Annotated in this window: 25 protein-coding genes, 1 tRNA gene and 1 pseudogene; 16 read left to right on the top strand and 11 right to left on the bottom strand. The window is 62.1% G+C overall.

Annotation, left to right across the window (positions count from 1 at the left end; all coding sequences use genetic code 11):
* Positions 1 to 10 precede the first annotated feature (10 nt).
* Entirely contained in the window at positions 11 to 2,692 is a 2,682-nt protein-coding gene (locus JQ574_RS16650) for a PAS domain S-box protein (protein ID WP_212208935.1), read from the top strand.
* Positions 2,693 to 2,701: 9 nt separating this feature from the next.
* Here the strand turns inward: JQ574_RS16650 and JQ574_RS16645 are convergent, their stop codons facing one another.
* Complete coding sequence (locus JQ574_RS16645) at positions 2,702 to 3,049, bottom strand: GrlR family regulatory protein (protein WP_192733799.1); 348 nt, start codon at positions 3,047 to 3,049, stop codon at positions 2,702 to 2,704.
* Between the two features lie 110 nt (positions 3,050 to 3,159).
* Entirely contained in the window at positions 3,160 to 3,543 is a 384-nt protein-coding gene (locus JQ574_RS16640; RefSeq protein WP_192733798.1) for a VOC family protein, read from the bottom strand.
* A gap of 264 nt (positions 3,544 to 3,807) precedes the next feature.
* Here JQ574_RS16640 and JQ574_RS16635 point away from each other — a divergent pair, with 264 nt between their 5' ends.
* The gene (locus JQ574_RS16635; protein WP_212208936.1) at positions 3,808 to 4,377 is read left to right on the top strand and encodes a hypothetical protein; all 570 of its coding nucleotides are present in this window, start codon (positions 3,808 to 3,810) and stop codon (positions 4,375 to 4,377) included.
* 96 nt (positions 4,378 to 4,473) lie between these two features.
* Positions 4,474 to 4,944, top strand: a complete 471-nt coding sequence (locus tag JQ574_RS16630; RefSeq protein ID WP_249119393.1) for a hypothetical protein — start codon at positions 4,474 to 4,476, stop codon at positions 4,942 to 4,944.
* Between the two features lie 51 nt (positions 4,945 to 4,995).
* Here JQ574_RS16630 and JQ574_RS16625 read toward each other — a convergent pair whose 3' ends face one another.
* From JQ574_RS16625 to JQ574_RS16615, 3 genes are all read right to left on the bottom strand, one after another.
* On the bottom strand, positions 4,996 to 5,385 hold the full coding sequence (locus JQ574_RS16625) for a hypothetical protein (RefSeq protein WP_409363399.1): 390 nt from the start codon (positions 5,383 to 5,385) through the stop codon (positions 4,996 to 4,998).
* A 58-nt stretch (positions 5,386 to 5,443) separates the two neighbouring features.
* A tRNA-Arg gene (locus JQ574_RS16620) sits at positions 5,444 to 5,520 on the bottom strand.
* A gap of 53 nt (positions 5,521 to 5,573) precedes the next feature.
* The gene (locus JQ574_RS16615; RefSeq protein ID WP_212208938.1) at positions 5,574 to 5,831 is read right to left on the bottom strand and encodes a hypothetical protein; all 258 of its coding nucleotides are present in this window, start codon (positions 5,829 to 5,831) and stop codon (positions 5,574 to 5,576) included.
* A 231-nt stretch (positions 5,832 to 6,062) separates the two neighbouring features.
* Between JQ574_RS16615 and JQ574_RS16610 the strand changes: the two genes are divergently transcribed.
* Positions 6,063 to 6,509: a hypothetical protein gene (locus JQ574_RS16610; protein WP_192733794.1), complete on the top strand. Its 447-nt coding sequence runs from the start codon at positions 6,063 to 6,065 to the stop codon at positions 6,507 to 6,509.
* A 274-nt stretch (positions 6,510 to 6,783) separates the two neighbouring features.
* Positions 6,784 to 7,659, top strand: a complete 876-nt coding sequence (locus JQ574_RS16605) for a DMT family transporter (protein WP_212208939.1) — start codon at positions 6,784 to 6,786, stop codon at positions 7,657 to 7,659.
* Positions 7,660 to 7,665: 6 nt separating this feature from the next.
* Here JQ574_RS16605 and JQ574_RS16600 read toward each other — a convergent pair.
* Positions 7,666 to 9,104 (bottom strand): annotated as a pseudogene (locus tag JQ574_RS16600) (cryptochrome/photolyase family protein).
* A gap of 110 nt (positions 9,105 to 9,214) precedes the next feature.
* Here JQ574_RS16600 and JQ574_RS16595 point away from each other — a divergent pair.
* A complete protein-coding gene (locus JQ574_RS16595) occupies positions 9,215 to 10,951 on the top strand; it encodes a methyl-accepting chemotaxis protein (RefSeq protein ID WP_212208940.1) in 1,737 nt (578 codons plus the stop codon).
* Positions 10,952 to 11,050: 99 nt separating this feature from the next.
* On the opposite strand, the gene JQ574_RS16590 is transcribed toward JQ574_RS16595, so the two are convergent.
* Positions 11,051 to 11,713, bottom strand: coding sequence for a peroxiredoxin (locus JQ574_RS16590; protein WP_212034861.1), 663 nt, complete (start codon positions 11,711 to 11,713; stop codon positions 11,051 to 11,053).
* 411 nt (positions 11,714 to 12,124) lie between these two features.
* Here JQ574_RS16590 and JQ574_RS16585 point away from each other — a divergent pair, with 411 nt between their 5' ends.
* From JQ574_RS16585 to JQ574_RS16575, 3 genes are all read left to right on the top strand, one after another.
* Positions 12,125 to 12,703: a hypothetical protein gene (locus JQ574_RS16585; RefSeq protein ID WP_212208941.1), complete on the top strand. Its 579-nt coding sequence runs from the start codon at positions 12,125 to 12,127 to the stop codon at positions 12,701 to 12,703.
* Positions 12,704 to 13,360: 657 nt separating this feature from the next.
* On the top strand, positions 13,361 to 13,597 hold the full coding sequence (locus JQ574_RS16580; RefSeq protein ID WP_211998140.1) for a hypothetical protein: 237 nt from the start codon (positions 13,361 to 13,363) through the stop codon (positions 13,595 to 13,597).
* A 48-nt stretch (positions 13,598 to 13,645) separates the two neighbouring features.
* The gene (locus tag JQ574_RS16575) at positions 13,646 to 13,825 is read left to right on the top strand and encodes a hypothetical protein (protein ID WP_192733787.1); all 180 of its coding nucleotides are present in this window, start codon (positions 13,646 to 13,648) and stop codon (positions 13,823 to 13,825) included.
* An 863-nt stretch (positions 13,826 to 14,688) separates the two neighbouring features.
* Here JQ574_RS16575 and JQ574_RS16570 read toward each other — a convergent pair.
* The 3 genes from JQ574_RS16570 to JQ574_RS16560 all read right to left on the bottom strand — a co-directional run bounded on the left by JQ574_RS16570 (position 14,689) and on the right by JQ574_RS16560 (position 17,731).
* Positions 14,689 to 15,078 (bottom strand): response regulator transcription factor, encoded by a 390-nt coding sequence (locus JQ574_RS16570; protein ID WP_249119392.1) that lies wholly within the window; start codon positions 15,076 to 15,078, stop codon positions 14,689 to 14,691.
* Positions 15,079 to 15,314: 236 nt separating this feature from the next.
* Positions 15,315 to 15,980, bottom strand: coding sequence for a response regulator transcription factor (locus JQ574_RS16565; RefSeq protein WP_212208942.1), 666 nt, complete (start codon positions 15,978 to 15,980; stop codon positions 15,315 to 15,317).
* Positions 15,977 to 17,731 (bottom strand): PAS domain S-box protein, encoded by a 1,755-nt coding sequence (locus JQ574_RS16560; protein WP_212208943.1) that lies wholly within the window; start codon positions 17,729 to 17,731, stop codon positions 15,977 to 15,979. Before JQ574_RS16560 ends, JQ574_RS16565 begins: the two co-directional genes overlap by 4 nt.
* Before the next feature lie 513 nt (positions 17,732 to 18,244).
* On the opposite strand from JQ574_RS16560, the gene JQ574_RS16555 reads away from it, so the two are divergent.
* The 3 genes from JQ574_RS16555 to JQ574_RS16545 all read left to right on the top strand — a co-directional run bounded on the left by JQ574_RS16555 (position 18,245) and on the right by JQ574_RS16545 (position 19,674).
* Complete coding sequence (locus tag JQ574_RS16555) at positions 18,245 to 18,514, top strand: hypothetical protein (protein ID WP_212208944.1); 270 nt, start codon at positions 18,245 to 18,247, stop codon at positions 18,512 to 18,514.
* A 165-nt stretch (positions 18,515 to 18,679) separates the two neighbouring features.
* Entirely contained in the window at positions 18,680 to 19,291 is a 612-nt protein-coding gene (locus tag JQ574_RS16550) for an NYN domain-containing protein (RefSeq protein ID WP_212208945.1), read from the top strand.
* 125 nt (positions 19,292 to 19,416) lie between these two features.
* Positions 19,417 to 19,674, top strand: a complete 258-nt coding sequence (locus JQ574_RS16545; protein ID WP_249119391.1) for a hypothetical protein — start codon at positions 19,417 to 19,419, stop codon at positions 19,672 to 19,674.
* Here the strand turns inward: JQ574_RS16545 and JQ574_RS16540 are convergent.
* Positions 19,652 to 20,509 (bottom strand): LysR family transcriptional regulator, encoded by an 858-nt coding sequence (locus JQ574_RS16540; RefSeq protein ID WP_212208946.1) that lies wholly within the window; start codon positions 20,507 to 20,509, stop codon positions 19,652 to 19,654. The genes JQ574_RS16545 and JQ574_RS16540 overlap by 23 nt on opposite strands.
* Before the next feature lie 110 nt (positions 20,510 to 20,619).
* Here JQ574_RS16540 and JQ574_RS16535 point away from each other — a divergent pair, with 110 nt between their 5' ends.
* From JQ574_RS16535 to JQ574_RS16520, 4 genes are all read left to right on the top strand, one after another.
* Complete coding sequence (locus JQ574_RS16535; protein ID WP_212208947.1) at positions 20,620 to 20,997, top strand: tautomerase family protein; 378 nt, start codon at positions 20,620 to 20,622, stop codon at positions 20,995 to 20,997.
* 126 nt (positions 20,998 to 21,123) lie between these two features.
* Complete coding sequence (locus JQ574_RS16530; protein WP_212208996.1) at positions 21,124 to 21,411, top strand: hypothetical protein; 288 nt, start codon at positions 21,124 to 21,126, stop codon at positions 21,409 to 21,411.
* Between the two features lie 56 nt (positions 21,412 to 21,467).
* Entirely contained in the window at positions 21,468 to 21,914 is a 447-nt protein-coding gene (locus JQ574_RS16525) for a PPC domain-containing DNA-binding protein (protein ID WP_212208948.1), read from the top strand.
* Positions 21,915 to 21,937: 23 nt separating this feature from the next.
* Positions 21,938 to 22,615, top strand: a complete 678-nt coding sequence (locus JQ574_RS16520; RefSeq protein WP_212208949.1) for a hypothetical protein — start codon at positions 21,938 to 21,940, stop codon at positions 22,613 to 22,615.
* Positions 22,616 to 22,735 lie beyond the last annotated feature (120 nt).

The raw sequence follows: 22,735 nt of genomic DNA, 5'->3' as shown, positions 1-22,735 counted from the left end.
CCTCGATAACATGACCTCTGAATTGCCGCCGAATTCGCCAATGACGCGATCGTTTTCGTTGTCGATCGGCCAGCTGACATTCGGCAGTTTCATGCTGGTGCTGGCGGTGATCATCATCACCTCCACCGCCAGCGTCATCGCCATCCGCCACATCGATGCGACCTTCGCCGAGCTGCAGCGGCTGGAAAGCGTCGGCGACCTCGCCCAGGATATCGACCGGCGCATGAACGAGCTGCGGCTGGCGGCAAGGGATTTCGTCACCGACCCCGGCACCCAATCGGTCCAGGTCGGCGAGGCGGCGACCTCGCTCAGCGAGGTCCTGAAGAAAACCCGGCTGGAGCTTGCTCCCGAACAGCAGGACATGATCGATGGCGTCACCGAGCGCCTGTCGACCTACCGCAGCGGCATCGAGCGTATTTCCGCGCTGATCAACCGCCGCGCGGAGCTGATCGTCGGGCTACCGCCGCTGCGCGAGAAATTCGATGCCGCGATCGCCGACACCCCCGATCCACTGATGGCGTCGGCGCTGTTTCAGACCCAAAGCCAGATTGCCTCGGCTTTGCTGGCGCGAAATCCCTCCGCGGCTGAACTGGCGGCGCAAAGCATGCGCTCGATGACGATGGCGGAGCCAAAGCTTCGCGCGGCCGTCGATGATTATGCCCTGGCGATTATCAACATTTCGACCCGCGAGCGGCAGATTTCCGACATCGACAAGGAAGTGCTGGGCGCGGAGGGCCGCCTGATCCAGCGCGTCACCGAATTGTTGCGTGAGGTCAGCGCGCGTCGCGGCCATGTACTGTCCCGCGATTTCGCCCGGACGCTGACGGAGGCCAAATGGCAGAGCATCGTGCTCGGCACCGCCGGCGTCCTGATCGGGCTGTTCGCCTCGCTGCTGGTGGTCAGGCGCACCGTGCGCCCGCTCGCAACCATCGCGACCTCGATCCGCAAGGTGGCCGGCGGCGAAAAGAACACCTCGATCCCGCAGACCGATGTCGACAACGAAATCGGCGACATCGCGCGAGCCGCCGAAGTGTTCCGCCAGACGCTGGTCGATGCCGATGCGGCGCGCGAGGCGGCGGTACGTGCGCTGGCCGAACAGCGTCTCGCCGAGGAAAGCTATCGAAAACTGTTCGAGGCGTCGGTGGACGGAATCTACGTCACCACGCCCGGAGGCGCGCTGCTGAATGCCAACCCGGCGCTGGCGCGGATGATGGGTTACGCCACGCCGCAGGATCTGATCAACGGTCTCGGCGACGTCTCCGAATCCGTCTATGTCGATCCGCAGGCGCGCGTGGAATATGAGCGGCTGATGGAGCGCGACGGCATGGTACGCGAGTACGAATACCAGGTTCGCGCGCGCGACGGGACGGTGCTCTGGCTCTCTGACAGCGCCAGCGCCGTGCGCAACGAGGATGGCGAACTGATCCGTTACGAGGGAACGGTCCGCGACATCACCGACCAGAAACGGGCCGAGGATGCGATCGCCGAAGGTCGCCGTTTGCTGCAGCAGGTGATCGATACCGTGCCCGCGGTGATCAACGTCAAGGACAGGCAGCTCCGCTATCTCCTGATGAACCGCTACATGGCCGGTATTTTTGGCATCGAACCCGGGGAAGCCATCGGTCGCACCACGGCCGACCTGATGTCGCGCTATGGCGCGGCGAAGACCGATGAGCCGGACAAGCGGGTGCTGGCCGGCGGCAGCGAACTCGGCTTCTATGAGGAAGAGTACAAGGATTCTACCGGCAATATGCGGCAATGGCTGGTCAACAAGCTGCCGCTACTGGACGCCTCGGGCGAGATCGAGAACATCGTCACGGTCGCGCTCGACATCGGCGAGCGCAAGCGCGTCGAACTCGAGATGCGCAAGGCCAAGGACGCCGCGGAAGGAGCGCTGCGAAATTTGCGGGAAACGCAGAATTCGCTGATTGAAGCCGAAAAGCTCGCAGCCCTCGGGCGGCTGGTGGCGGGCGTCGCGCACGAGGTCAACAATCCCGTCGGCATCAGTCTCACGGTCGCCTCCGCGCTGGAGCGCAAGGCGGCGAATTTCACCGCCGAAGTGGCGCGTGGCGAACTGCGGCGGTCCAGTTTGACCGATTTTCTCGAAACCAGTCGCGACGCGTCATCGCAGCTCGTCGCCAATCTCAATCGCGCCGCCGAACTGATCCAGTCGTTCAAGCAGGTCGCCGCCGACCGCAACTATTCCGACCAGCGCAGCTTCGACCTTGGCGATCTCACCGAGCAGGTGGTGATGAGCTTGCGGCCGGGCCTTCGCAAACACAATCTGACGCTCAATGTCGATTGCCAGCCCAACCTGACGATGAACAGCTATCCCGGGCCCTACGGACAGGTGCTGACCAACCTGTTTCTCAATTCGGTGGCCCACGCGTTCCCGGACGGCAAGCCGGGCACGGTCGATATCCAGGTGCGCGAGTCCGGCAAGGACAATGTCGAGGTTCTGTTTTCCGACAATGGATGCGGCATGACCCTCGACGTTCGTCGCCGCGCGTTCGATCCGTTCTTCACGACACGGCGCGACCAGGGCGGCACCGGGCTTGGCCTGCACATCGTCTACAGCATCGTGACCAACCGGTTAGGCGGGCGGCTCGACCTTGATTCGGAGCCGGGCGGCGGCACGCGGATCCAGATGATCCTGCCGCGCATCGCGCCGCTTGAAATGGCGGCAGAGTAGACCGGCGCGCTAGTTCGTATCGGCCAGCTTGCGCAGCGTGGCGCCGAAAATCTGGCTGGCTTTGCCGACCAGCGCCGTCCCGTTCATGGTTCCCCGCGTATCGGTGAACGTGCCGGATACGCCGATGCCGACGGGGGCCGGCCCGCCGAACAGCGGATTGGCATCGGGGCTCGATGTGTGACGCTGCACTAGCACCTCGCCCTTGAAGGTATCACCCTTCACGGTGTAGCTGCCGGTGTAAAACAGATAGGCATCGCCGCCGAGGATTTGGCCATCCCGGAACAGAATCACACCGCTGCCCTTGCCGGACCGCCCGTCCAGCAGGCTGACGTGGATCGAATACAGACCGTTCTTCATGACGTCCCAATCGGCCTCCGCGCCCACGGAACCCGGTCAGCTTTTATGCCAAAGCGGCACCCGCAGCGTCAACGTGCTAGGCCGTTTGTATGCGCGCGCAGCGCGGTGGATCACGCGTATTTCTGGTCGCGCTCCAGGAGCTCGATGGAAATGCCCTGCGGTCCGCGGATGAAGCAGATGCGTACGCCGGGCCGGATCGTTGTCGGTGGCTTGGTGAACTCGACGCCTTTGGCCTTGATCTCGGCGGCGACGGCGTCGATGTCCTTTACCGTCAGTCCGAAATGATCGAGGCCCTGATAGGGCGTCACCGGCGGCGTGTTGACGCCGTCACCGGCCGCAACAGGGGCGATGAACACATTGGCGCCACCGAGCTTGACGTCGATTCGGCCTGGGCCGCGGACGATCTCGCCGCCCAGAATATCGGCAAGCCAGGCCGCGGTCGCTTCCGGATCGGGACTGCGCAGGTGGACATGGTCCCAAGTTACTGTCGGCATATTCGTCTCCCCAAGCCTCGTGCCCGTCGCGGTGATTGTTGCCGCGCCGCCAATCTAGCGGCCGGTGGTCCGCAATTCCATCCCCTGCGGTGCGCCTCGGCGGCCGCAAAATTGTCGAGCTCGCGTGCAACCATTCTGACCGTGCGTGATTATTGAGCTAGCGGCGGAACCGTACAGCGGCAGTCGTGTGAGAGGCCGTACGGCGTAACGCCCGTAGGGCCTTTTTCATGCGCGGGTGCGGTGATATCGCCGCCGGGTGAGGGCATGGCCATGATGATCGCTGGACGGTCGTTCGGAGCCCCGCAAGCGCGACTGCTCGCGTTGCCGGCCATCGCCATCGCGGGATGCACGATATGGATGATGCTTCCCGGACCAAGCGACGCCGAGGGCGACGCCGCAGCAGAACCTTCCTCGGTCATCTACGCGCAGAATGTATCGCTGCTTGAAGATGCGGCGGCTAAGACCACTTTGGCGAATCCGGACCAAGCCTCGACGCCCGCCGCGGTGACCGCACCGTTGTCGCTCGCGCCGGAAGCGAGGTCGCCGATCGAGGGTTTGCGGATTTCCTCGCAATCGTGGCGAAGGGGTGGGCTGGGCTCGAAGGCGCTCGTGACCTTCACGCTGCGCAACGCCAATGAGTATCCGGTGAAGGATATCGAGATTGCCTGCGCCTTTACCCGCCGCGACGGCAGCCATTTGACCGACCGCCGGCGAGTGATCCCCGACACCGTGAACACCAGGAGCCGGAAGGTCTATTCGGGCGTGCTGGTCGGCTTCGTCAACGTTAACGCAAACAAGGCGAAATGTTCGCTGGTAACGGCAAGCCGAACTTAGCCCTGCGACCCAGCGCTGCGAACCCGAAAATGTGATCGCCGCCGTTGAACCTGGGGGATGCCCCAGGAACTAATCATCATATCTCCAGTTAGCCGAATGTACCGCGCGAACGGCGCGGGGGGAGCGACGTCAATGCCCGTAGCGCGCTATTTCCTGTTTGTCGGCGCGGCTTTGCTCGCGCTGTTGTTCGCGCTCGATGCCTTTGCCCCGCAACAGGTCGCCGTGGCCAGCAATTCGACAGGCTCGATCGACAAGACCGTCGTGCGGATCCGTTCCGACCAGAAACCGCCGGAACGCGTGGTTTACGACATGAGCCTTCCCACCATTGTTCCGCCGGCTGTGACCACCCAGGTGGCGGCGGCTCCGGCGCCGATTGCCGACCTCAACGCCCAGGCTCGGGTGCGTGACACTTTTGCCCAGTTCGTACCGGCTGAAGCCAAGAAGGTTGAGCCGCAGGCTCCGCGCAAGCGCAAGATCGCCAAGGTTCGCCCGGTTCAGCAGCCGACGATGCGCTTTGCCCAGCAGCAGCACTTTGGCTTTGGCTTCTTCGGGAGTAACACCTGGTAAGCATCTATCCGCTTGTGAGATCGGCCGCCCTGAGGACAACCGGTTTGACGGTTACCGGGGCAACTGCGGAAGCTTGTCGACAAATTTGTTGAAGCAGGTCAGCCGCTCGTCTTCTTCCTTCACGAACCGGCATTCACTGACAGTCTTGGCGGCCGCCGGCTTCGGTTTCGGCTGCGGCGCATAGACGCCGTCATAGCAGGTCAGGCGTTCCTTGGTTCCGTCGTCGATGTCCTGACACGCCTGCAGTTTCTGGGCGGGAGACAGGGGCTTGGCGGGCGCCGCCTTGGCCGACTTCTTCTCGCCAGAAGGCTTTTTCGACCCGACCTGCACCAGCGGTTTGCCGCCAACGGTCGGAGGAGGGGCCGGGTTGGTTGGGGCGGGCGTAGCCGTTCCCTGAGCAAACGCTGCGGCCGGATACATGATCGCCAGCGCCAGGATCATCTTTCTCATGTCAATCGCTCTCGAATGCTTGGTTTGCCGGTTCGGTCATGCGCGGAAATGGCGCACTCGGAGAGATTCGAACTCCCGACCCTCGGAATCGAAATCCGATGCTCTATCCAGCTGAGCTACGAGTGCCTGTAGCCCGCCCGATTATCAGACTTGTCCGGGCAGGGCCAGCAGCGGAACGTTTAGTAACAGGGGTGCCGGCCGCCCTGGCCGATGTAGGCGGCCGAGCCCTGGCGGCAGTAGTTGGTCGAGGGCCCGTCATAATAGGCAAAAGTGCCGGGCTGGGAGCCGGGCCCGTAATTGTGCATGTAGCTGATCGGGTAGGGCAGCCAGTGATGGTGATGGCGGTGATGCCGGTTATGGCGGGCGTCCGCCAGGCTGGGCGCCAGGGCCGCGGCAGCAAACAGGGCGGCGGCGATCAAGAACTTGGCTTTGGGCATTTGATTCTCCGGGGATCCCACTGAAAACTAGACGTTTTTGGCCGGTCCGGGCACCATTTTACGCGAAACCACCGGAAAAGCTGCGGAAAACTGGCGGAAGCTTGCCTATTTTTGGCCCCTAAGGGATGCTTAACGAAATCCCAACACAGTCCGGCCAAGGTTCTGCGGTGTGGTCGGGGCTTCAAGGGCCACCCTCCGCTTTGACAAGGCTATCCGGTTCCCGATCGACCCATGCGCATCACGTCCCTTGCCCTGCTGTCTCTCTCGGTTCTGGTCGCGACCCCTGCGCGGGCCGATCTGCACATCACGCGCGACCATGGCGGCTACGTCGAGGAATACAAGGTTAAGTACAAGCGCATCCGCGACCGCAAGGAACGCGTCATCATCGACGGCATCTGCAACTCGGCCTGCACACTGGTGTTCGGCATCGTGCCGATGAACAAGATTTGCGTGACGCCCAAGGCGAGCCTCGGCTTCCATCAGGCCTATTACGACAAGGCCTTCACCTTCGGCATCAAGGTCACGAGCTCTGACGGAACGTCGGATCTGATGTCCTATTATCCGGATACCGTGAAAGACTGGATCCGCCGCAATGGCGGGCTCACCACCGAGATGAAGAAGATCAAGAACGGTGGCGAGCTCTGGAAGATCGTCGATCCCTGTCCGGAAGCGTTTTGAGCCGGGCGCAACCGCGCCGGCCGCGCGCCGTCAGTTCTCCTTAGAACGTCACGAAGCCTCGGATCGATTTCCCGCGCCTTTTCGCGGATGTCGAGTGGCTCATGTAGTGGTCAATGGGTTTGTGCCGAGCGAGAAACGCAAGGTACCGTCGGGCATCAGGCCCTGGCCTTGAGTGCGTTCAGGATCTTGCGATGTTGTCACGACATGGCGCGCGATCGACCCGCGCGATCAGTCCTTGCCGCATTGCATGTGATCGGGCACTACGCGTTCGCAAATGAACCGTGACCATGAAGATATTGCCGCGCGGGCGGCGCCGGCGATTTTCGTCGTGCTGTGGAGCACCGGCTTCATCGCCACCAAATACGTCGTCAATAACGCCGATCCCTTGACCTATCTTGCGATCCGGATGGCGCTGGTGGTGGTCTTGATGGCTGGCATCGTCGCGATCGCGCGGCCCCGCTGGCCGGATCGGATCGGCATCTTCCACAGCGCCGTCGCCGGCATTCTGGTGCACGGGTTCTATCTCGGCGGCACCGCGATTGCGATTGCGCATTCGATTCCCGCAGGACTGTCCGCGCTGATCCCCGGCCTGCAGCCGATCCTGACCTCGACCATCGCCAACCGCTGGCTCGGCGAGCGCGTCACGGCCATTCAATGGGCCGGACTTTTGCTCGGCTTGGCGGGCGTGGTGCTGATCCTGCACAACCGGCCGATGAGCGGCGACGCGGGCTGGGGCTGGCTCGCTTCCGGCGTGTCGCTGATCAGCATCACGCTCGGCACGCTGTACCAGCGGCGCTATTGCAACGCGATCGACTGGCGCGCGGGCAATCTCGTGCAATACGTCGCGGTGACGATCTTCTTTGGAATCGGGGCATGGCTGTTCGAGAACAACGTGGTGCATTGGACCACGGAGTTCACGCTCGCGCTGAGCTGGCTGGTCGTTGTGCTGTCGATCGGATCGATCGGGTTGTTGTACTGGCTGATCCGTCGCTCAGCCGCGACGTCGGTGGCGAGCCTGTTCTATCTGGTGCCGGCGGTGACGGCGCTGATGGCCTATGTGCTGTTCGGCGAACGTCTCGATGCAATCGCCATCGTAGGGATGATCGCGTGCGCCGCCGCCGTGTTGCTGGTCAACCGGCGCGCCGCGTGAGGATGTTCAGGCATTGCGAATGCTCGCATAGGCCGCGAGCGCGCGTTCGCGACCAGCCTTGTGATCGATGATCGGCCGCGGATAGGTTTTGCCGAGTTCGATGCCGGCGCTTGCCAGTTCAAGCGGTGTCGCGGTCCAGGGTTGATGGATCACTTTGTCGGGCAGTTGCTTCAGCTCCGGCACCCAGCGCCTGACATAGACGCCGTCGGGATCGAACTTCTCGCCTTGCAGGATCGGATTGAATACCCGGAAGTAGGGTGCGGCATCGGCGCCGCAACCGGCGACCCACTGCCAGTTGGCCGGGTTGCTGCCGGCATCGGCATCGACGAGCGTATCCCAGAACCATTGCTCGCCCTCGCGCCAGTCGATCAGGAGATGCTTGACGAGGAACGAGGCCACCACCATCCGCACCCGGTTGTGCATCACGCCGGTGTGCCAGAGTTCGCGCATGCCGGCGTCGACGATGGGGTAGCCGGTCAGGCCGCGCTGCCAGGCGCGCAATGCCTTGGTGTCGTGCTTCCAGGGAAACGCGTCGAACGATGCCTGCAGATTGCGCGTTGCGAGATCCGGCACGTCGTAGAGCAGATGACGGCAGAATTCGCGCCAGCCGAGTTCGGTGAGGAATTTATCGATATCGGATGACAGGCGAGGGTGCTCAGCGGCGGCGAATTTTGCGGCGTGCCAGACCTGACGCGGGCTGATCTCGCCGAAGCGCAGATGCGGCGACAGAAGCGAAGTGCCCTCGCGGTCAGGGCGGTCGCGGTCACCGGAATAGCCGGCGATACCACCGGCGAGGAACGCCTTGAGCCGCGCCTGCGCCGCAGCTTCGCCGGGCCGCCAGTTTTCGCGCAGACCGCCGGCCCAGTCGGGACGGATGGGCTCGAGATGCCAGTCTTCGAGCGCATCGCTGGCAATATCGGATATGCCGTTCAGCTTCTTCGGCGCCGGCAGCGGCTTTGGCGGATCCGCGAGAGATTGCACCCGGCGCCAGAACGGCGTGAACACCCGCAGGCCACGGTTCTCCTTGTTCCGGATCTGGCTCGGCGCCACCAGCAGGTCGCCGGGAGATCTGTGAGTCCTAACACCACCGAGTGCCGCCGCGACCTGATCCGCCACCCGCTGCTGCGGTGCCTGTGCAATCTCGTTCCAATAGACGGCGCCGGCATCGACCTCGCGCGCAAGGCCGGCAATGACCGTGGAGCTGACCCTCGGCGCAATACGAGGGACGCGCCCCGATCCCGGAGGCTCTCCTGCAAGGCGCGCAACGACTGCGCCAGCCACCAGCGGGCAGCACCTCCGAGCGGACGAACGCCCGGCGTCCTCTCGTCGAGCACGAAAATGCACACAACCGGCGCTTGTGTGCTGGCGGCCGCGTGCAGGGCGGGATGGTCCGAAAGGCGCAGGTCCTCACGGTACCAGACGATGGCCGGTCGAGGACTCGTCATGCGCGCATCAGTTTCATCAAATTCCTGAGGCTTTGCCTAGGGTTGCATCCCATTAATGCGATCGTAAGCAAGAACCGTCAAATTGAGCCCGATTTTGGGGAAAATTGCACATGTCCTTGCTGTCACTTGGAAAACTCCTGCCGTCGCTGAAACTTCGTCTCGGCACCAAGGCGGTCATTTCCGCCGTCCTCCTGATCGCGGTGAATACCGCGCTGGTGGTAGGCGCGGCCTATTGGTCGCTCAACTCTGAGTTCGGCGACCGGGCGCTTCGCGACATCGAGGTCAATCTGCGAACGCTGGCGCTGTCCTTTGCCGAGACCTACCCCGACGCCAAGATCACGCTGAAAGACGGCATGGTCGCCAAGGCCGAAGCGGCGAAGATGCCCGAATTCAAGGACCACGCGATCGTCGATCGCTCGGTCGGCTATGTCGGCGGCAACGCGACGCTGTTCGTCTATGACGAGGCCAGCAACCAGTTCGTCCGCCGCTCCACCAACGTGAAGAAGGAAAATGGCGACCGCGCCGTCGGCACCCAGCTTGCGCCCGACCATCCGGGACAGCCGATCCTGCGTCGCGGCGAGGCCTATAAGGGGCCGGCCACGCTGTTCGGCAAGACGTTCATGACGGCCTATTACCCGATCGCGAATTCGACCGGAAAGGTGATCGGCGTTCTCTATGTCGGCATTCCGATGGCGCAGTTCGAGACCATGCTGTCGCATGCCATCCAGAACATGGCGATCGCGGCGGGAATTGCAGCGCTGCTGGTGATGATGCTGACGATGCTGATCGTGCGCCGCGTGACCAAGCCGCTGACCTCGGTCACGGCGACGCTCACCGCCATCGCCAACGGCAACAGCGACGTCGAGGTCGGTCATCACGAACGGATGGACGAGATCGGCGAGATCGCGCGCACGGTCGCGGTGTTCAAGAACAACTCGCTCGAGCGCCGCCGGCTTCGCGACGAACAGACCGCGGCCGCTTCTGCCGCCGCCGAACAGCGCAAGGCCGAATTGCGCGGGTTTGTCGACGAGTTCCAGACCAGCGTCGGCGGTATCCTCGACAAGGTGCTGAATTCCTCGGGTGAATTTGAGCGCGTGGCCAAGCAACTCACCGAGACCGCGCGGACCACCGCCGGGCTGTCGGGCCAGTCGGCGGGCGCGTCGGAGACCGCCTCCGAGCATGTCCGCACTGCGGCCGTTGCTTCCGATGAACTCTCCAACTCGATTGCCGAGATCACCCGCCGCGTCCAGGAATCGAACGGGATCGCGGCCGACGCCGTCAAGCAGGCCGCGGCCACCGACCAGCGCATCAACGAGCTGTCGGAGGCGGGCGCGCGGATCGGCGACGTGGTGAAGCTGATCACCTCGATCGCCGAGCAGACCAATCTTCTGGCGCTCAACGCGACCATCGAGGCCGCCCGCGCCGGCGATGCCGGCCGCGGATTTGCCGTGGTGGCCCAGGAGGTCAAGAGCCTCGCCGGCCAGACCGCCAAGGCCACCGAGGAGATCTCGAGTCAGATCGGCAGCATGCAGCTTGCGACCGAAGAGTCGGTCAGCGCGATCAAGGCGATTGGCCAGACCATCGAGCGCATCAGCGATATCGCGACCTCGATTTCGGCCGCGGTCGAGCAACAGCGCGGTGCGACGGCGAACATCGCCCAGAGCGTGCGGGCCGCCGCAAGCGGGACCGCCGACGTCGCCGTCAACATCCGCAACGCTGCACAGGGCGCGGGCGAGACCGGCGAGACTTCCAACCGCATGTTTGCCTCGGCGCAGGCGCTGTCGGGCGAGAGCCTGCATCTGAAGGCCGAGGTCGAGAAGTTCCTGGACCGCGTTCGCGCGGCCTGATCGCAATCTGGCTATTGCCTATCTTTCCGTGACGCCGGTTCTGATGGCATCAGAACCGGCGTCATATTTTTGTCTGACGCGCGAATGCGCGATGAACCGTTACTGTTTCGGCTGCGGCACGATCCGGATGTACGGCTTCGGCGACTTCCAGCCCTGCGGATAGATCGTCTTGGCCTCGTCGTCGGTGACCGAGCCGGCGATGATGACATCTTCGCCCTGTTTCCAGTCGGCCGGTGTCGCGACCCGATGCTTGGCCGTCATTTGCAGGGAATCGATCACGCGCAAGATTTCCTGGAAATTGCGGCCAGTGGTCATCGGATAGACCAGCACCAGCTTGATCTTCTTGTCCGGTCCGATGATGAAGACGTTGCGCACGGTCTGGTTATCGGCAGCGGTCCGCGTTGCGACATCCCCCGAGGTGGAGGCGGGGAGCATGTCGTAGAGTTTTGACACGTTGAAATCGGTGTCGCCGATCATCGGATAGTTCGGCGCCGCGCCTTGCGTCTCCTTGATGTCCTCCGACCATTTCGAATGCTTGTCGACGGGATCGACGCTGAGCCCCATCAGCTTGACGCCGCGCTTGTCGAATTCGCCCTTCAACTTTGCGAGAGCGCCGAGTTCGGTGGTGCAAACCGGCGTGAAATCCTTCGGATGCGAGAACAACAGCGCCCAATTTGAGCCGATCCAGTCGTGGAATTTGATTTTGCCCTCGGTGGTCTGGGCTTCGAAGTCCGGGGCGACTGCGCCAATCTGGAGTGCCATGGTACACCTCATCTTATTCAAGTTGCAGGAGAATTTCTGTTGATCTGTATAGGCCCTAGCAGGGTGGAAGGGAACCTCCGGCCAAAAAAGGCGAGATCCTTCTCCGCGAATAGGGAACTCCTAGCACCTTCTTTCGATCTGCGCCCCTGCGACGAAAAATCCACGGCGGCGGTAATCGCCCGGATTGCCCCGATATCGCCTTTTATGGTCCGCAAGACCCGGTCCCGGTTGCCGGGGCGTTCATCGGTCATTCAACTGAACCGTGACATCAGTCACAGCGACTAACTGGAGTCACAGCGACTAATTGGCAACCATCTAAAAATCTCGGAATGCAAGTTTCGAATCGTTAACCACTCGTTTACGCCGGCATCGCAATGCTGGATCAGAAAAAGAAATTGAGAAGTGCAAGCTATGTCTGCCCCTAATACTACCAAATCTATTGAAGCGTTCGCCGTTCTCCAGCCTTCCTGCCGCAAGACCGCCGCCCACGCGCTGACCATCGTGCGCGACGGCGTCATCACCGGCGAGGGCCCGACCACCAAGGGCCGCATCCATTTTTCCCGTGCTCTCGATGCCGATGACGCCGCCTGGTGCGCCCGCATCCTTACCGCATCCGCCGTCGAGCATCAGCCGGTCAGCCGCGCCGAAGCCGAGGCGCTGTTCGAAATCAGCGACGCCGCCGCCGAGCGCAGCGACGGTGGCCGTTTCGACGATCTCTTGGCCAAGGCGGTCGCCCATCATGCGGCGTCCGAATCCGGACTGCCCGTGCCGCCGCGCACGGTTGCCCTGTCGCCGGACACCGACATCGAAAGCTGGGCCCCGGCCAAGGCCGTCAACATCGACACCAAGGTGCTGGAGTGGATTGCCGCCCAGATGCGCGGCAAGCGCCGCTCCAACCACGCGCTGGCCGCGATGGTCGCGACCCTGGTCGGCGCCGCCGCACTGCCGCTCGCGCAACTGCCGGGCATGCTGGACATGGGGATGATGTAACGTCATTCTCGCATCGCTGAATTCAAAGCGGCGGGGATTTTCCCCGCCGCTTTTGTATGGTGGGGCAGGGTGGTTGGACCGCGATGGTACCGGGCCCCACACAACGCTGTCGTCCTCCGCGAATGCGGGGGACCCAGTACGCCGCGGCCTATCTGCGTCATTGCGAGCGCAGCGAAGCAATCCACGTCTCGGCATAACAGATGCATGGATTGCTTCGCTGCGCTCGCAATGACGGAAGATACGGTTTCGCATTCTCGCGACACGTTGTGCCCGAGCTTTGCCAGTAATTTCCTCGCCCTCCGTTCAGAGGGCGCAGGGAATGCCGGATGCGCGCTGCACCCCCGCTCTCGTGTGCAATGTGTGCATAAGAATGCGCACACGAGCATACATGGGCCTTTAATTCCCGATCCGGCACCCCATATGGAATCCCATGGCACAATGGAAAGCATCTGTAGCGCGGCAACCACCGATGACCAAGGCGGAACTGCGGGAGATGCTGACGAACGCGGTCCGCAACACGCAGCCCGGTGCTGACCAAAAGCAGAAACGCTCCCCGAAGGTCGAGAACGACCAGTCCTGACGGGTCGCCCGATATATCCGCGTCAGTTGCGGTCGATCCGAACAGCCTGGCCTCACAAGTTTCACAGGGAATAGCGTATGCGGCTGGTTGCCAAACCCACCGAGCAAGAGATCATCGAGGGACCGCAAGCGGTATCCTTTCAGATCGCGAACGGCAACGCGCGGCAGCGCTGCCTTCTGCAAACCGATCTTCCGACGCAGGCGCTGGCCCACAAATATCTGCTCACCAATTGGCCCGTGATCGAGCGGATGGCGCGCGAGGCTCTGGCGACCGGCATCCTTGACGATGGTCAAATCAAACTGGCCATGGTCTAAGCGGCACGTTCAACAATCAATGTCGCTTTTGGTCTACAGGGAATAGTCATGCTCAAGGATCGCGAGAATATCCTGAATGCGCTTCGCGAGAAGCCGCTCAAGGTCTACGAGATCATGAAACGCGCCAATCTTCCGAATGAGGAAGCCTGCCAGTCGCTGCTCCTGAAAATGCGCGACGAAGGTCTGGTGAAGTTCGACATCCACAAGGGTCGCTGGCTTGCCGGATGATGGCGCGGCGCGGACGACAAGTCGCGCGCCGAAGCTGGATCGCGGCTAATCCTGGCCGCGTGTGTCTCGAATGTCCCGCAAGATCCAGGCGAGCACAAGAAGCGAGGGCGTCCACGCGAGTAGTGCTCCGATCAACATCGCTTGTGCGGTTGTCATGGCAGCTCCTTGATTTCCCGCCCACTCCCGACATTCGCGGTTCAGCCGGCTCGATGGCCGCTCGAGAGACAAGAGTCCACGAGCGGCAGCATCTTCCGGATTACTTTTGTTCGGCGATAGACGGCTCGGGGCATTTGTAGAGCCATCTCCAGTAGGCCTTGTTACGATCCCGCTGACGCTTGCACTGCTCGCGGCACCTGGACGAGCAGAATTGCCCGAAGCGCCAGCTGAAACGGACCAACCCGAAGGGGCGGTCGCAGTTCGGATTGTCGCAACGGTTTGTCATGATGCGGCCTCCGCATTCGTTCGCAGGATCAGGCGAATGAATTTCTCCTGGCCCTGGCCGAGACAAGAACGTCCGCAGTAACGTTCACGCGCCGGATTTCGCAGGCATACGATCTTGGGTTCTTCACTGTCGCATTCGGAACAGCGTGGGCCTGTACGCATGGCGACCTCCTCCTGAGGAATTGCCATTCACTGATCGTGGTGTACTGGTTGTCGTGCCGTCGGATGACCGGAGGGCAACGATGCGTCACTCTCATTCCGTCCCGCCCCATATTCAACTTGTCTAGATGGTTGATCGGCTTATCCCTAGGTATGACCGGCTCGAAACTGCCAATTTCGGTGGAATGGAATGGTTGTTCTGTCCCTGTCGCCAGACCGATCGGAATAGCGGTGCGATGCCGTGCTAACCCAATCGGATCGGGTCATCTGCTCTTTTCCTCGCCGTGCTCGCCCAGCGCGGCGTCGAGGCAGTTGATCAACGCCTCTCCCGTGAAGGGTTTGGTGAGAAAGCAGCTCGCGCCGGCCTTCAGCGCTTGCATGCGCGCGCTCTCGGTCGCGAAAGCCGTGATGAAAATGAATGGCAGCCGGTATCCGTCGGCAACCAGGTGAGCTTGCAGCTCGAGACCGCTCATGACCGGCATTTGAATATCTGCGATCACGCACGAGGTGTCATCCAGATGAGGCGACCGCAGGAACGCTCCGGCCGATTCAAAGGTGTGAACGACGTATCCAAGCGTCCGCACGAGATTGTAGGTCGCGGTGCGAACGGAGCCGTCATCGTCAATGATTGAAATCACGGGTGGGTTGGCCAAAGCGGTGCTTCCTGACGTGCTGGCAGAATGCCTCTTGCTGCAAGCCGCTTGGGAGCAGAGTGCGTCGCAAATCAGGGGCGGAAAATCATACTTAGGTTTGCAGAACGGGATTTGGAGCGCTCAACTAGAGCAGAATGACGTTTCTTCGAACCGTCATCCTGCTCCATCTCTTTGTTTGAGCATGATCTTTCGGAAAACCGGTACCCACTTTTCCGGATCATGCTTTATCCGCCAGGCTATTGGGGCGGCGCCGGGCGCTGTATTTCGAGTGCCTGGGCCATCTTCACCAGATCGGCCAGCGATTTCGCGGCCATTTTTCTCATGATGTTTCCGCGGTGTATCTTCACGGTGATCTCGGCAATGCCGATTTCGGCCGCGATCTGCTTGTTCATGAGCCCGGACGTGACCAGCGCCATCACCTCCCGCTCCCGGGCAGTCAAGGTCGCGAACAGCGCGTGCAGGTCAGAGCGGATCTTTGCTTCATTCCGGCTACTTCGATCGCGTTCGATGGCCGCCGTCACGGCATCCAGCATGTCCTGATCGCGGAATGGCTTGGTCAAGAAGTCGACAGCCCCGGCCTTCATGGCCCTGACCGTCATCGGGATATCGCCGTGGCCCGTCATGAAGACGATGGGAATGTGAATGCCTGCCTTGGCAAGGTCGGCCTGAAAGTCGAGGCCGCTCAGTCGAGGCAGCCTGATGTCAAGGATCAGGCAGCTCGCAACGTCCGGCAGCTTGCTCTGCAGAAATTCAGCGCCCGAACCGAACACTTCGACCCGCAAGCCCACCGAGCGGAAAAGATTCCGGAGCGCTTCACGCACCGACACGTCATCGTCGACAACATAGACGATCGGCTCGTCCGGGCCGCCAATGGTGCGAGGCGAGTTTGAGCGGCCGGTCACGGCGTATGGTCCTCTTGATGCATCGGCAGGCTGAACTGAAACGTCGCGCCGGGCCCGACATTGACGGAGGCCGACAATCGCCCGCCATGGGACTCGACGATTGATCGGCAGATCGACAGGCCCATGCCCATGCCGTCGGGTTTGGTGGTGAAGAACGGGGCGAACAGCCGGTCGGCATTCTGAACGGCCAATCCGACACCGGAGTCTGTTACCGTGACCAGAATCTCGTGGGCGTCATCCTGGTGCGTCCGGATCGCCAGCTTGCGCGGCCGGTCAATGACCGGTTGCATCGCTTCAATGGCGTTGATGACGAGATTAAGGATGACCTGCTGCAGCTGAATCCGATCGCCGAGGACCTGGCCGAGAGCGGGCGCGAGGTCCTTCCGCAGCACGATCCGCTGGCTGAACAGTTCGCGATGCAGCAAGGTGACCACCTCATTGACGAGCGCATTGATGTCGAGAGGCGCTTTCTGATCGGCGGTCTTGCTTACCAGCCCGCGGACGCGCTGGATCACTTCGCCCGCCCGGTTGCCGTCATCGATAATCGAGGCCAGAGCGCTGCGCGCTTCCTGCAGTTCGGGAGTGTCGCGGTCGAGCCAACGCAGCGCGGCCGAGGCGTTGGCGACGACGGCGGCCAGCGGCTGGTTCACTTCATGGGCAATCGACGCGGCCAGCTCCCCGAGCGCCGTCACGCGCGTGACATGCGCCAGTTCAGCCTGCGCCTCGTGCAATTTCTCCTCCGCTCGCCTTCGTGCCGTGATGTCCGTCACCGCGCCGACAAATTCGATGCCATCAGATGCATCGGTTACGGCATGCGCCGTTGCATGGACATATTTGACGGAGCCGCCGGGCATCAGCAATCGATATTCGTGATCGAAATGCGTGCCGTCGCGGGATGCCCGGTCGATGTTCTGTTGCGCGCCCGCTCGATCGTCGGGATGAATGCGTTGAACGACCGTGTCGAGTACGACAGAAGGTGCCTTTTCAAAACCGAATATCCTGAAGGTTTCGTCCGACCAGATAATTTCGCCGGTGGCGACGCGCCAGCCGAAGCTGCCGGTGTGGCTCAATCGCTGTGCTTCCGCCAGATAGTTCCCACTCTGCCGCAAGGCGTTTTCAGCCTCCTTGCGCTCGGTGATGTCCTCGCATGCGATCAGGACGATCAGCCGGTCATCCTGCCGTCGTACGGCCTTCGCGTTTTCCCGAACCCACAGCGCCGAACCGTCCTTGCGAACCTTTCGGATCTCCCAGCTATGCGTTTGCCCGATATGCGCCAGACAGACTTCAATGCTTTTTCGCACCGTGTCCCAGTCTGCTTCAAAGAACACCCCGAGCACCGGTTGTCCCCGTAGTTCGCTGACGAGATAGCCGAGCTGGGCGGCGCCAAAAGTGTTGACCGACAGGACGATGCCGTCCGCATCAACCATGAAGTACATGACGGGGTTGTGCTCGAACACCTCCTTCCACTGCGCCTCGCTCTCGCGCAGGGCTTCTATTGCGCGTTGTTCGGCGCTTGCCCGGCTCTCAAGCGCGGCTTCCATTTGCCTGCGGGTGCTTCCTACCAGGTGCATCACGATCAATGAGGCGAGAAACAGGGCGAGCAGCAGCGCGACGGCAATCAGATAGTCGGCAACCTCCGGGGCGGGACCGAGCACGAGCCAGATGCAAGCCGCCGTCAACGATGCCAGCGCCATGCCGCCGAGCAGCGACTGCTCGGCCGAGCGCCGGGATTTTAGTATCTGGTTACGCATGGCATTCGGCCATCCGGCCCCGCGCCGCGTCGTCAGGTGATCATCACCATCGACGGCAACACGTGGCCCCACGAATGGGCCGTATCCTAGCAGCTTTTCCCGGCCCGGAGGTATGGTGCATCGCGATACGCAGGTGGCTCAAAGCGCTTGCGGTCGCGGCCGTTCGTCGCGCCTGCAAGCCTCGGTTGACAGTCGCGGAACGCGCAACGTCGACAACTGGATATCGCTGCGGGTGGAGGAGGGCGCTCGTCCCTCGCAAGGCTTGGGCGGCTGATCCTAAACCTAAGTATGCTCCTCTCACCCAAATGTAACGTGCATATCAACCTCCGTTCAATGGTTCGGCGAATCTCCGCGACTAGGCTTGCGCGATAGCCGAGCGGCAGCAGGTATCTCGCGCCATCGCTCGTGCTGATTGAACGTTGAACCTCGGCGCCGCTGTCCGGGGTAGCCGCATTGTAAACATCGCTTGCGTAACGACCGCCGTCTCGTACCGCCACAAATTCGGGGATTGAGATGCCAAAGCCAAGCCTGCAATTGATCCACTGCTCGAACGATATTCGCCCGGGTGCCAAACGCCGTCAGGACAGCACCACCTCCAACTTCCAACCCTACGTCATTCCTGGAGGCGCGCGATCCGTGCCGATCGATCGGTCATGGGAGGCCGCGCTGGATCTGGTCGATTTTGGCGTTCTGGTTTGCTATCAAAACTATCTTGCCTTCCTTGAGGCGAGTGCGGCCGTTCTCGGCGGCTCCAGGTGGACTGATCATGAAGAGACCCGCTAGATTGACAAGGCTCGCCCGAACCATGCGTGGTGCATCGACGATCCCTTGCTCCGGGGCGTCAACGCCACCCGCGTCGGCCAGCTGCGGTGTCCTTCAACTTGTCCGCAGAGCCGAAGCCGGTCACTCTGCTGAGCTGCGCATCTCGAATTGGGGGGCTGGTGCCTGATGTTATCGTCCGACAGGATCGCGCTGTTTATCGATGGCGCCAATCTCTACTCGACCTGCAGAGCGCTTGGTTTCGACGTCGATTACAAGCGTCTGCTCAAGGAATTCCAGAGCCGCGGTACGCTGCTGCGGGCGTTCTATTTCACGACCATTATCGAGGATCAGGAATACACATCGGTCCGCCCGCTGATCGATTGGCTCGACTATAACGGCTACACCGTCGTCACCAAGCTCACCAAGGAGTTCATCGACCCCAGCGGCCGCCGCAAGGTGAAGGGCAGCATGAATATCGAGCTCGCCGTCCACGCGATGGAGCTTGCCGATCATGTCGACCGGATGTTCCTGTTCTCGGGCGACGGCGACTTCCGCTCGCTGCTCGAAGCGGTGCAACGCCGCGGCGTCCACGTGACCGTGATCTCTACCATTGTCAGCCAGCCGCCGATGGTGGCGGACGACCTGCGGCGTCAGGCCGACGCCTTCATCGATCTTGCCGAATTGAAGCCAGTGCTCGGGCGTGATCCGTCGGAGCGGCCGGCGGCACGTGAGATACGCCAGCAATCGTCGCAATTCCCGTCGCACGCGGCGATCAATGGGAATGACCTCAGGTCATGATGTCTCCGGGATGTCGTCCCGCTCATCCGTGCTGTGTTTGTTCTGATGAACGAATCCCCGCGCGCAAAAGGGATTCGCGCACCGTCAAGAATTGACGGGATCGCGTCCCGATGCATCATTGTGCGATGTTCGGTTTCTTCAAAGGTTGCCGCCTGGCCCGCATGAGCAGCGGGCGCTTCTGCGTGGTGCGCGATCTCGGCCTCGTCAAGGGCGGCAAGGGCATGCGGCACCATGAGGTGGTGATCGCCTTCAGCGCCCGCGAGTTGCTGAAGTGGCTGCGCCAGCCGTCGGCGAAGCAGGCGGAGCCGGACGCGAGTTCGCGCGCGAGCAGCGCCTTGCCCCATGAACCAGAGGCGTTGGCTAACCTCGGACCACGCTCCTGAAGGCAGCCGAAAGCGCGGCAAGCGCATCGCGCGGCCGGCCGTCCTTGACCCTGGAGTGCAGCAAGACCGGCAAGCGCGGCAGATCGGGAAGTCCGAGCTTGGGGCCGACCTCAACGGCGCCGAATGGCAGCATGCGCGGCGCCAACGCCGCAACGCCGAGCCCGGCCATGACGGCGGCTGCAACCGCCGCAACGCCGCCGCCGACGAAGATTTCCGTCCAGGGCACGTTCGCCGCATCGAGCAGCCGCCCGGCCATCGCACGCACGCCGCAGGGCTCGGCCATCGTGGCAAGCGGCAAGGGCTCGCCCGCGCGGTACTGCCAGCCAGGTGCTGCGAACCAGCCGAATTTCTCTTCGGTAATGATTTCTCCGTCGTCCCGCCCGGCCTCGAGGCGGACGATTACCGTATCGAGCTCGCGCCGGTCGAAGCTTTGCAGCAGGTCGCCCGACGATCCGATCCGGATTTCGATCAACAGCTGCGGGTCTTGCGCGTTCATGCGTGCGATCAGCGCCGGGAGCTCCGGCCCCGCAACATGGTCGCTGATGCCGATGGTGAGGCGCTGCCGGGCACCGGCAAATACGGCGAGCGCACGATCGTGCACCGCCAGCAGTTCACGGGCGTGATCGAGAAAGGCTGCGCCTTGCGCCGAAAGCTGCACGTAGCGGGGCGTCCGCTCGATGAGCCGGCAGCCGAACCTCTCCTCGAGCCGCTTCAGCTTCAGGCTGACCGCGGCCTGCGTCGTCCGCATGGCCTCAGCCGCGCGCGTGAAGCTGCCAAGTTCGGCGATGCGGACGAAAGCCCTGATGGCATCGAGGTCGAGGGGGCGCTCTGTCATTTCCAGCCATTATAGCTGATATCCGTATCCATAGCATGTCAAAATAGTCTGGCGGCATTTAGCGTTACGGCCAGTCCAAATGGACCAGGACGATATGGAAAGGATCAGCTGTGCCGCTGCTACACATCTCACTGCGGGCCGGAAAGCCGGAAGCCTACCGCCAGGCGATCTTCGACAGTCTTTATCGCGCGATGCGCGAAGCGTTGAACGTGCCCGAAGACGACCAGTTCATGACCATCACGGAGCATGACGCAGCGAACTTCCGTTACGGCAATGCCTTTGGCGTCGTCCGGAGCGACGACCTCGTGTTTATCCAGATCACCGTGTTCGACACCCGCACCGCGGAACAGAAGAAAGTGCTGTTCCGGCGGATCGCGGAGTTGCTTGGCGAGCGCCCCGGCATACGGCCGGAGGATGTGTTCGTGAACGTGCTCGACGCCGCGAAGGAGAATTGGTCCGTCGGCCACGGGCTCGCGCAATTCGCTTGAGCAGAGGATCGTTAGTCAGCTCGGAACTGTCTCGTATGCAGACGGAACCCATTCGTATGCAGATCTTTGATCGGCTCCACCGGAAACTTTGCTGCTTTCAACCGTTCTCCATGAAAGGAGATTTGCATGAGCACCTTCAGAGAGAAAGCAGAGGCGCAAACCGAGCAGGTGATTGGACAGATGCTCGGCGATGAGTTGCTGGTGAGGGAAGGCCAGTCGCGGTTGCGGAAAGCGGAGAGTGAGGCTGAACCCTCAGAGGATCGGGCCAAGGAACGAGATAAGGATCGTGCCAAGGGTGCGGATCAGGGCATCGTCCGCGATGAACGCGGACAGGATCAGCCAAAGGACAAGGCGCGCGCCCAGCAGGTGAGCCGCGTGGATGAAGGCGGCGATCCGCCCGGCAAGAAGGCCTAGGCGATCGCTCGCCGATGAGAAGCCATGTACCGCGGCCGCAAACGCAGGATATCGATATGAAGAACCAGCTTGTTGCCGACGACCCCGGCGGGCGGATCCACGTCGTCATTCTGGAGTCCGGCGAAGAGGCGTTCGCGGCGCTGACGCGGTTTGCGAACGAGGCAAGGATGACGGCGGCGTCCGTGACGGCGATCGGCGCCTTCGAAAAGGCTGTCGTCGGCTGGTTCGATTTTGCAACGAAGACCTACAAGAAGATCGAGGTCAACGAACAATGCGAAGTGCTGAGCGCGCTCGGCGACGTTGCCGTCGGCGATGACGGCAAGGCCAGCCTTCACGTCCACATCGTGCTCGGACTGTCCGACGGATCGACGCGGGGCGGCCATTTGCTTTCCGGCACGGTGCGGCCGACACTCGAGGTGGTGCTGACCGAAGTCCCCGCCAAGCTGCGGCGGAAGAAGCGGGCAGATCTCGGGATCGCGCTGATCGATATCGCTGCGGGCTAAGGCTAGCGCTTCAGTCGGAGGCGATGCTGCCCCGCGGCAAGGCGAGCCTGCGCCGACACCCTGGGCATCAACGAATCGTCACAAATGTTTGCCGCCGGACCCAGGCCGTAAGCAAACGTTTAGCCGAAGGCTATAAAATACCGGTGACCACGTCCTGTGTTAACCACCGGTTAATCATGCGCCTCCTGCCGATGAGCTCCGACAAGTCCTGGCGTTCGATCAAGGCGCAATGGAAAAAGGACGCTGAAAGCGTCGGCGAAGACTTTTCCACGTTTTCGAACGGTAGCTACGCGGCGTTCGACGCCCTGACCAAGGACGGCGACAACCCGACGCTGTATTGCCTTTCGGACGGAGAGAAGATTCACGCGGCTTGTCAGGTCAGCCGCCTGATGATGAGCAAATTCCCGACCCCGATCCTGCGCGCGCGCTTTGTCGTGGTCTCGCCGCTCTACGAACTCGGGGTCGCGACATCGGGCCAGTACGCGCAGACCATGGTCGCCCTGTTCTCCGGGATCGTATGGTTGTCGCGCGACACGCTGTCGGCGGGGCATGTCCGGTTCTTCCTCAAGAGCCCCGGCGATGCGCAGTTCTTCGCGGCGCTGCAGGTCGTGACGGAGCTTTCGCCATTCTCGGCATTCGCGATCGACGGGGCCTTGATCGAGTGCAGCTTGAAAGAGGCGGAAGTTCCGGAAATGGCCTGATCCGGGTGCGCGCTTTAACCCCGCAATAACTGATTTTGCTAACGCCCTCTTGGGTTGTCTTCCCGTACAAAAGCGACTGTGGGGGCGGACAAGAATGCCGGGTAGTGCATCGGATAGCGT

The organism is Bradyrhizobium sp. AUGA SZCCT0158, assembly GCF_018130065.1.
Lineage (GTDB): Bacteria > Pseudomonadota > Alphaproteobacteria > Rhizobiales > Xanthobacteraceae > Bradyrhizobium.
Note: the sequence above shows the minus strand (reverse complement) of the source record. Positions and strands in the feature narration are given on the sequence as shown.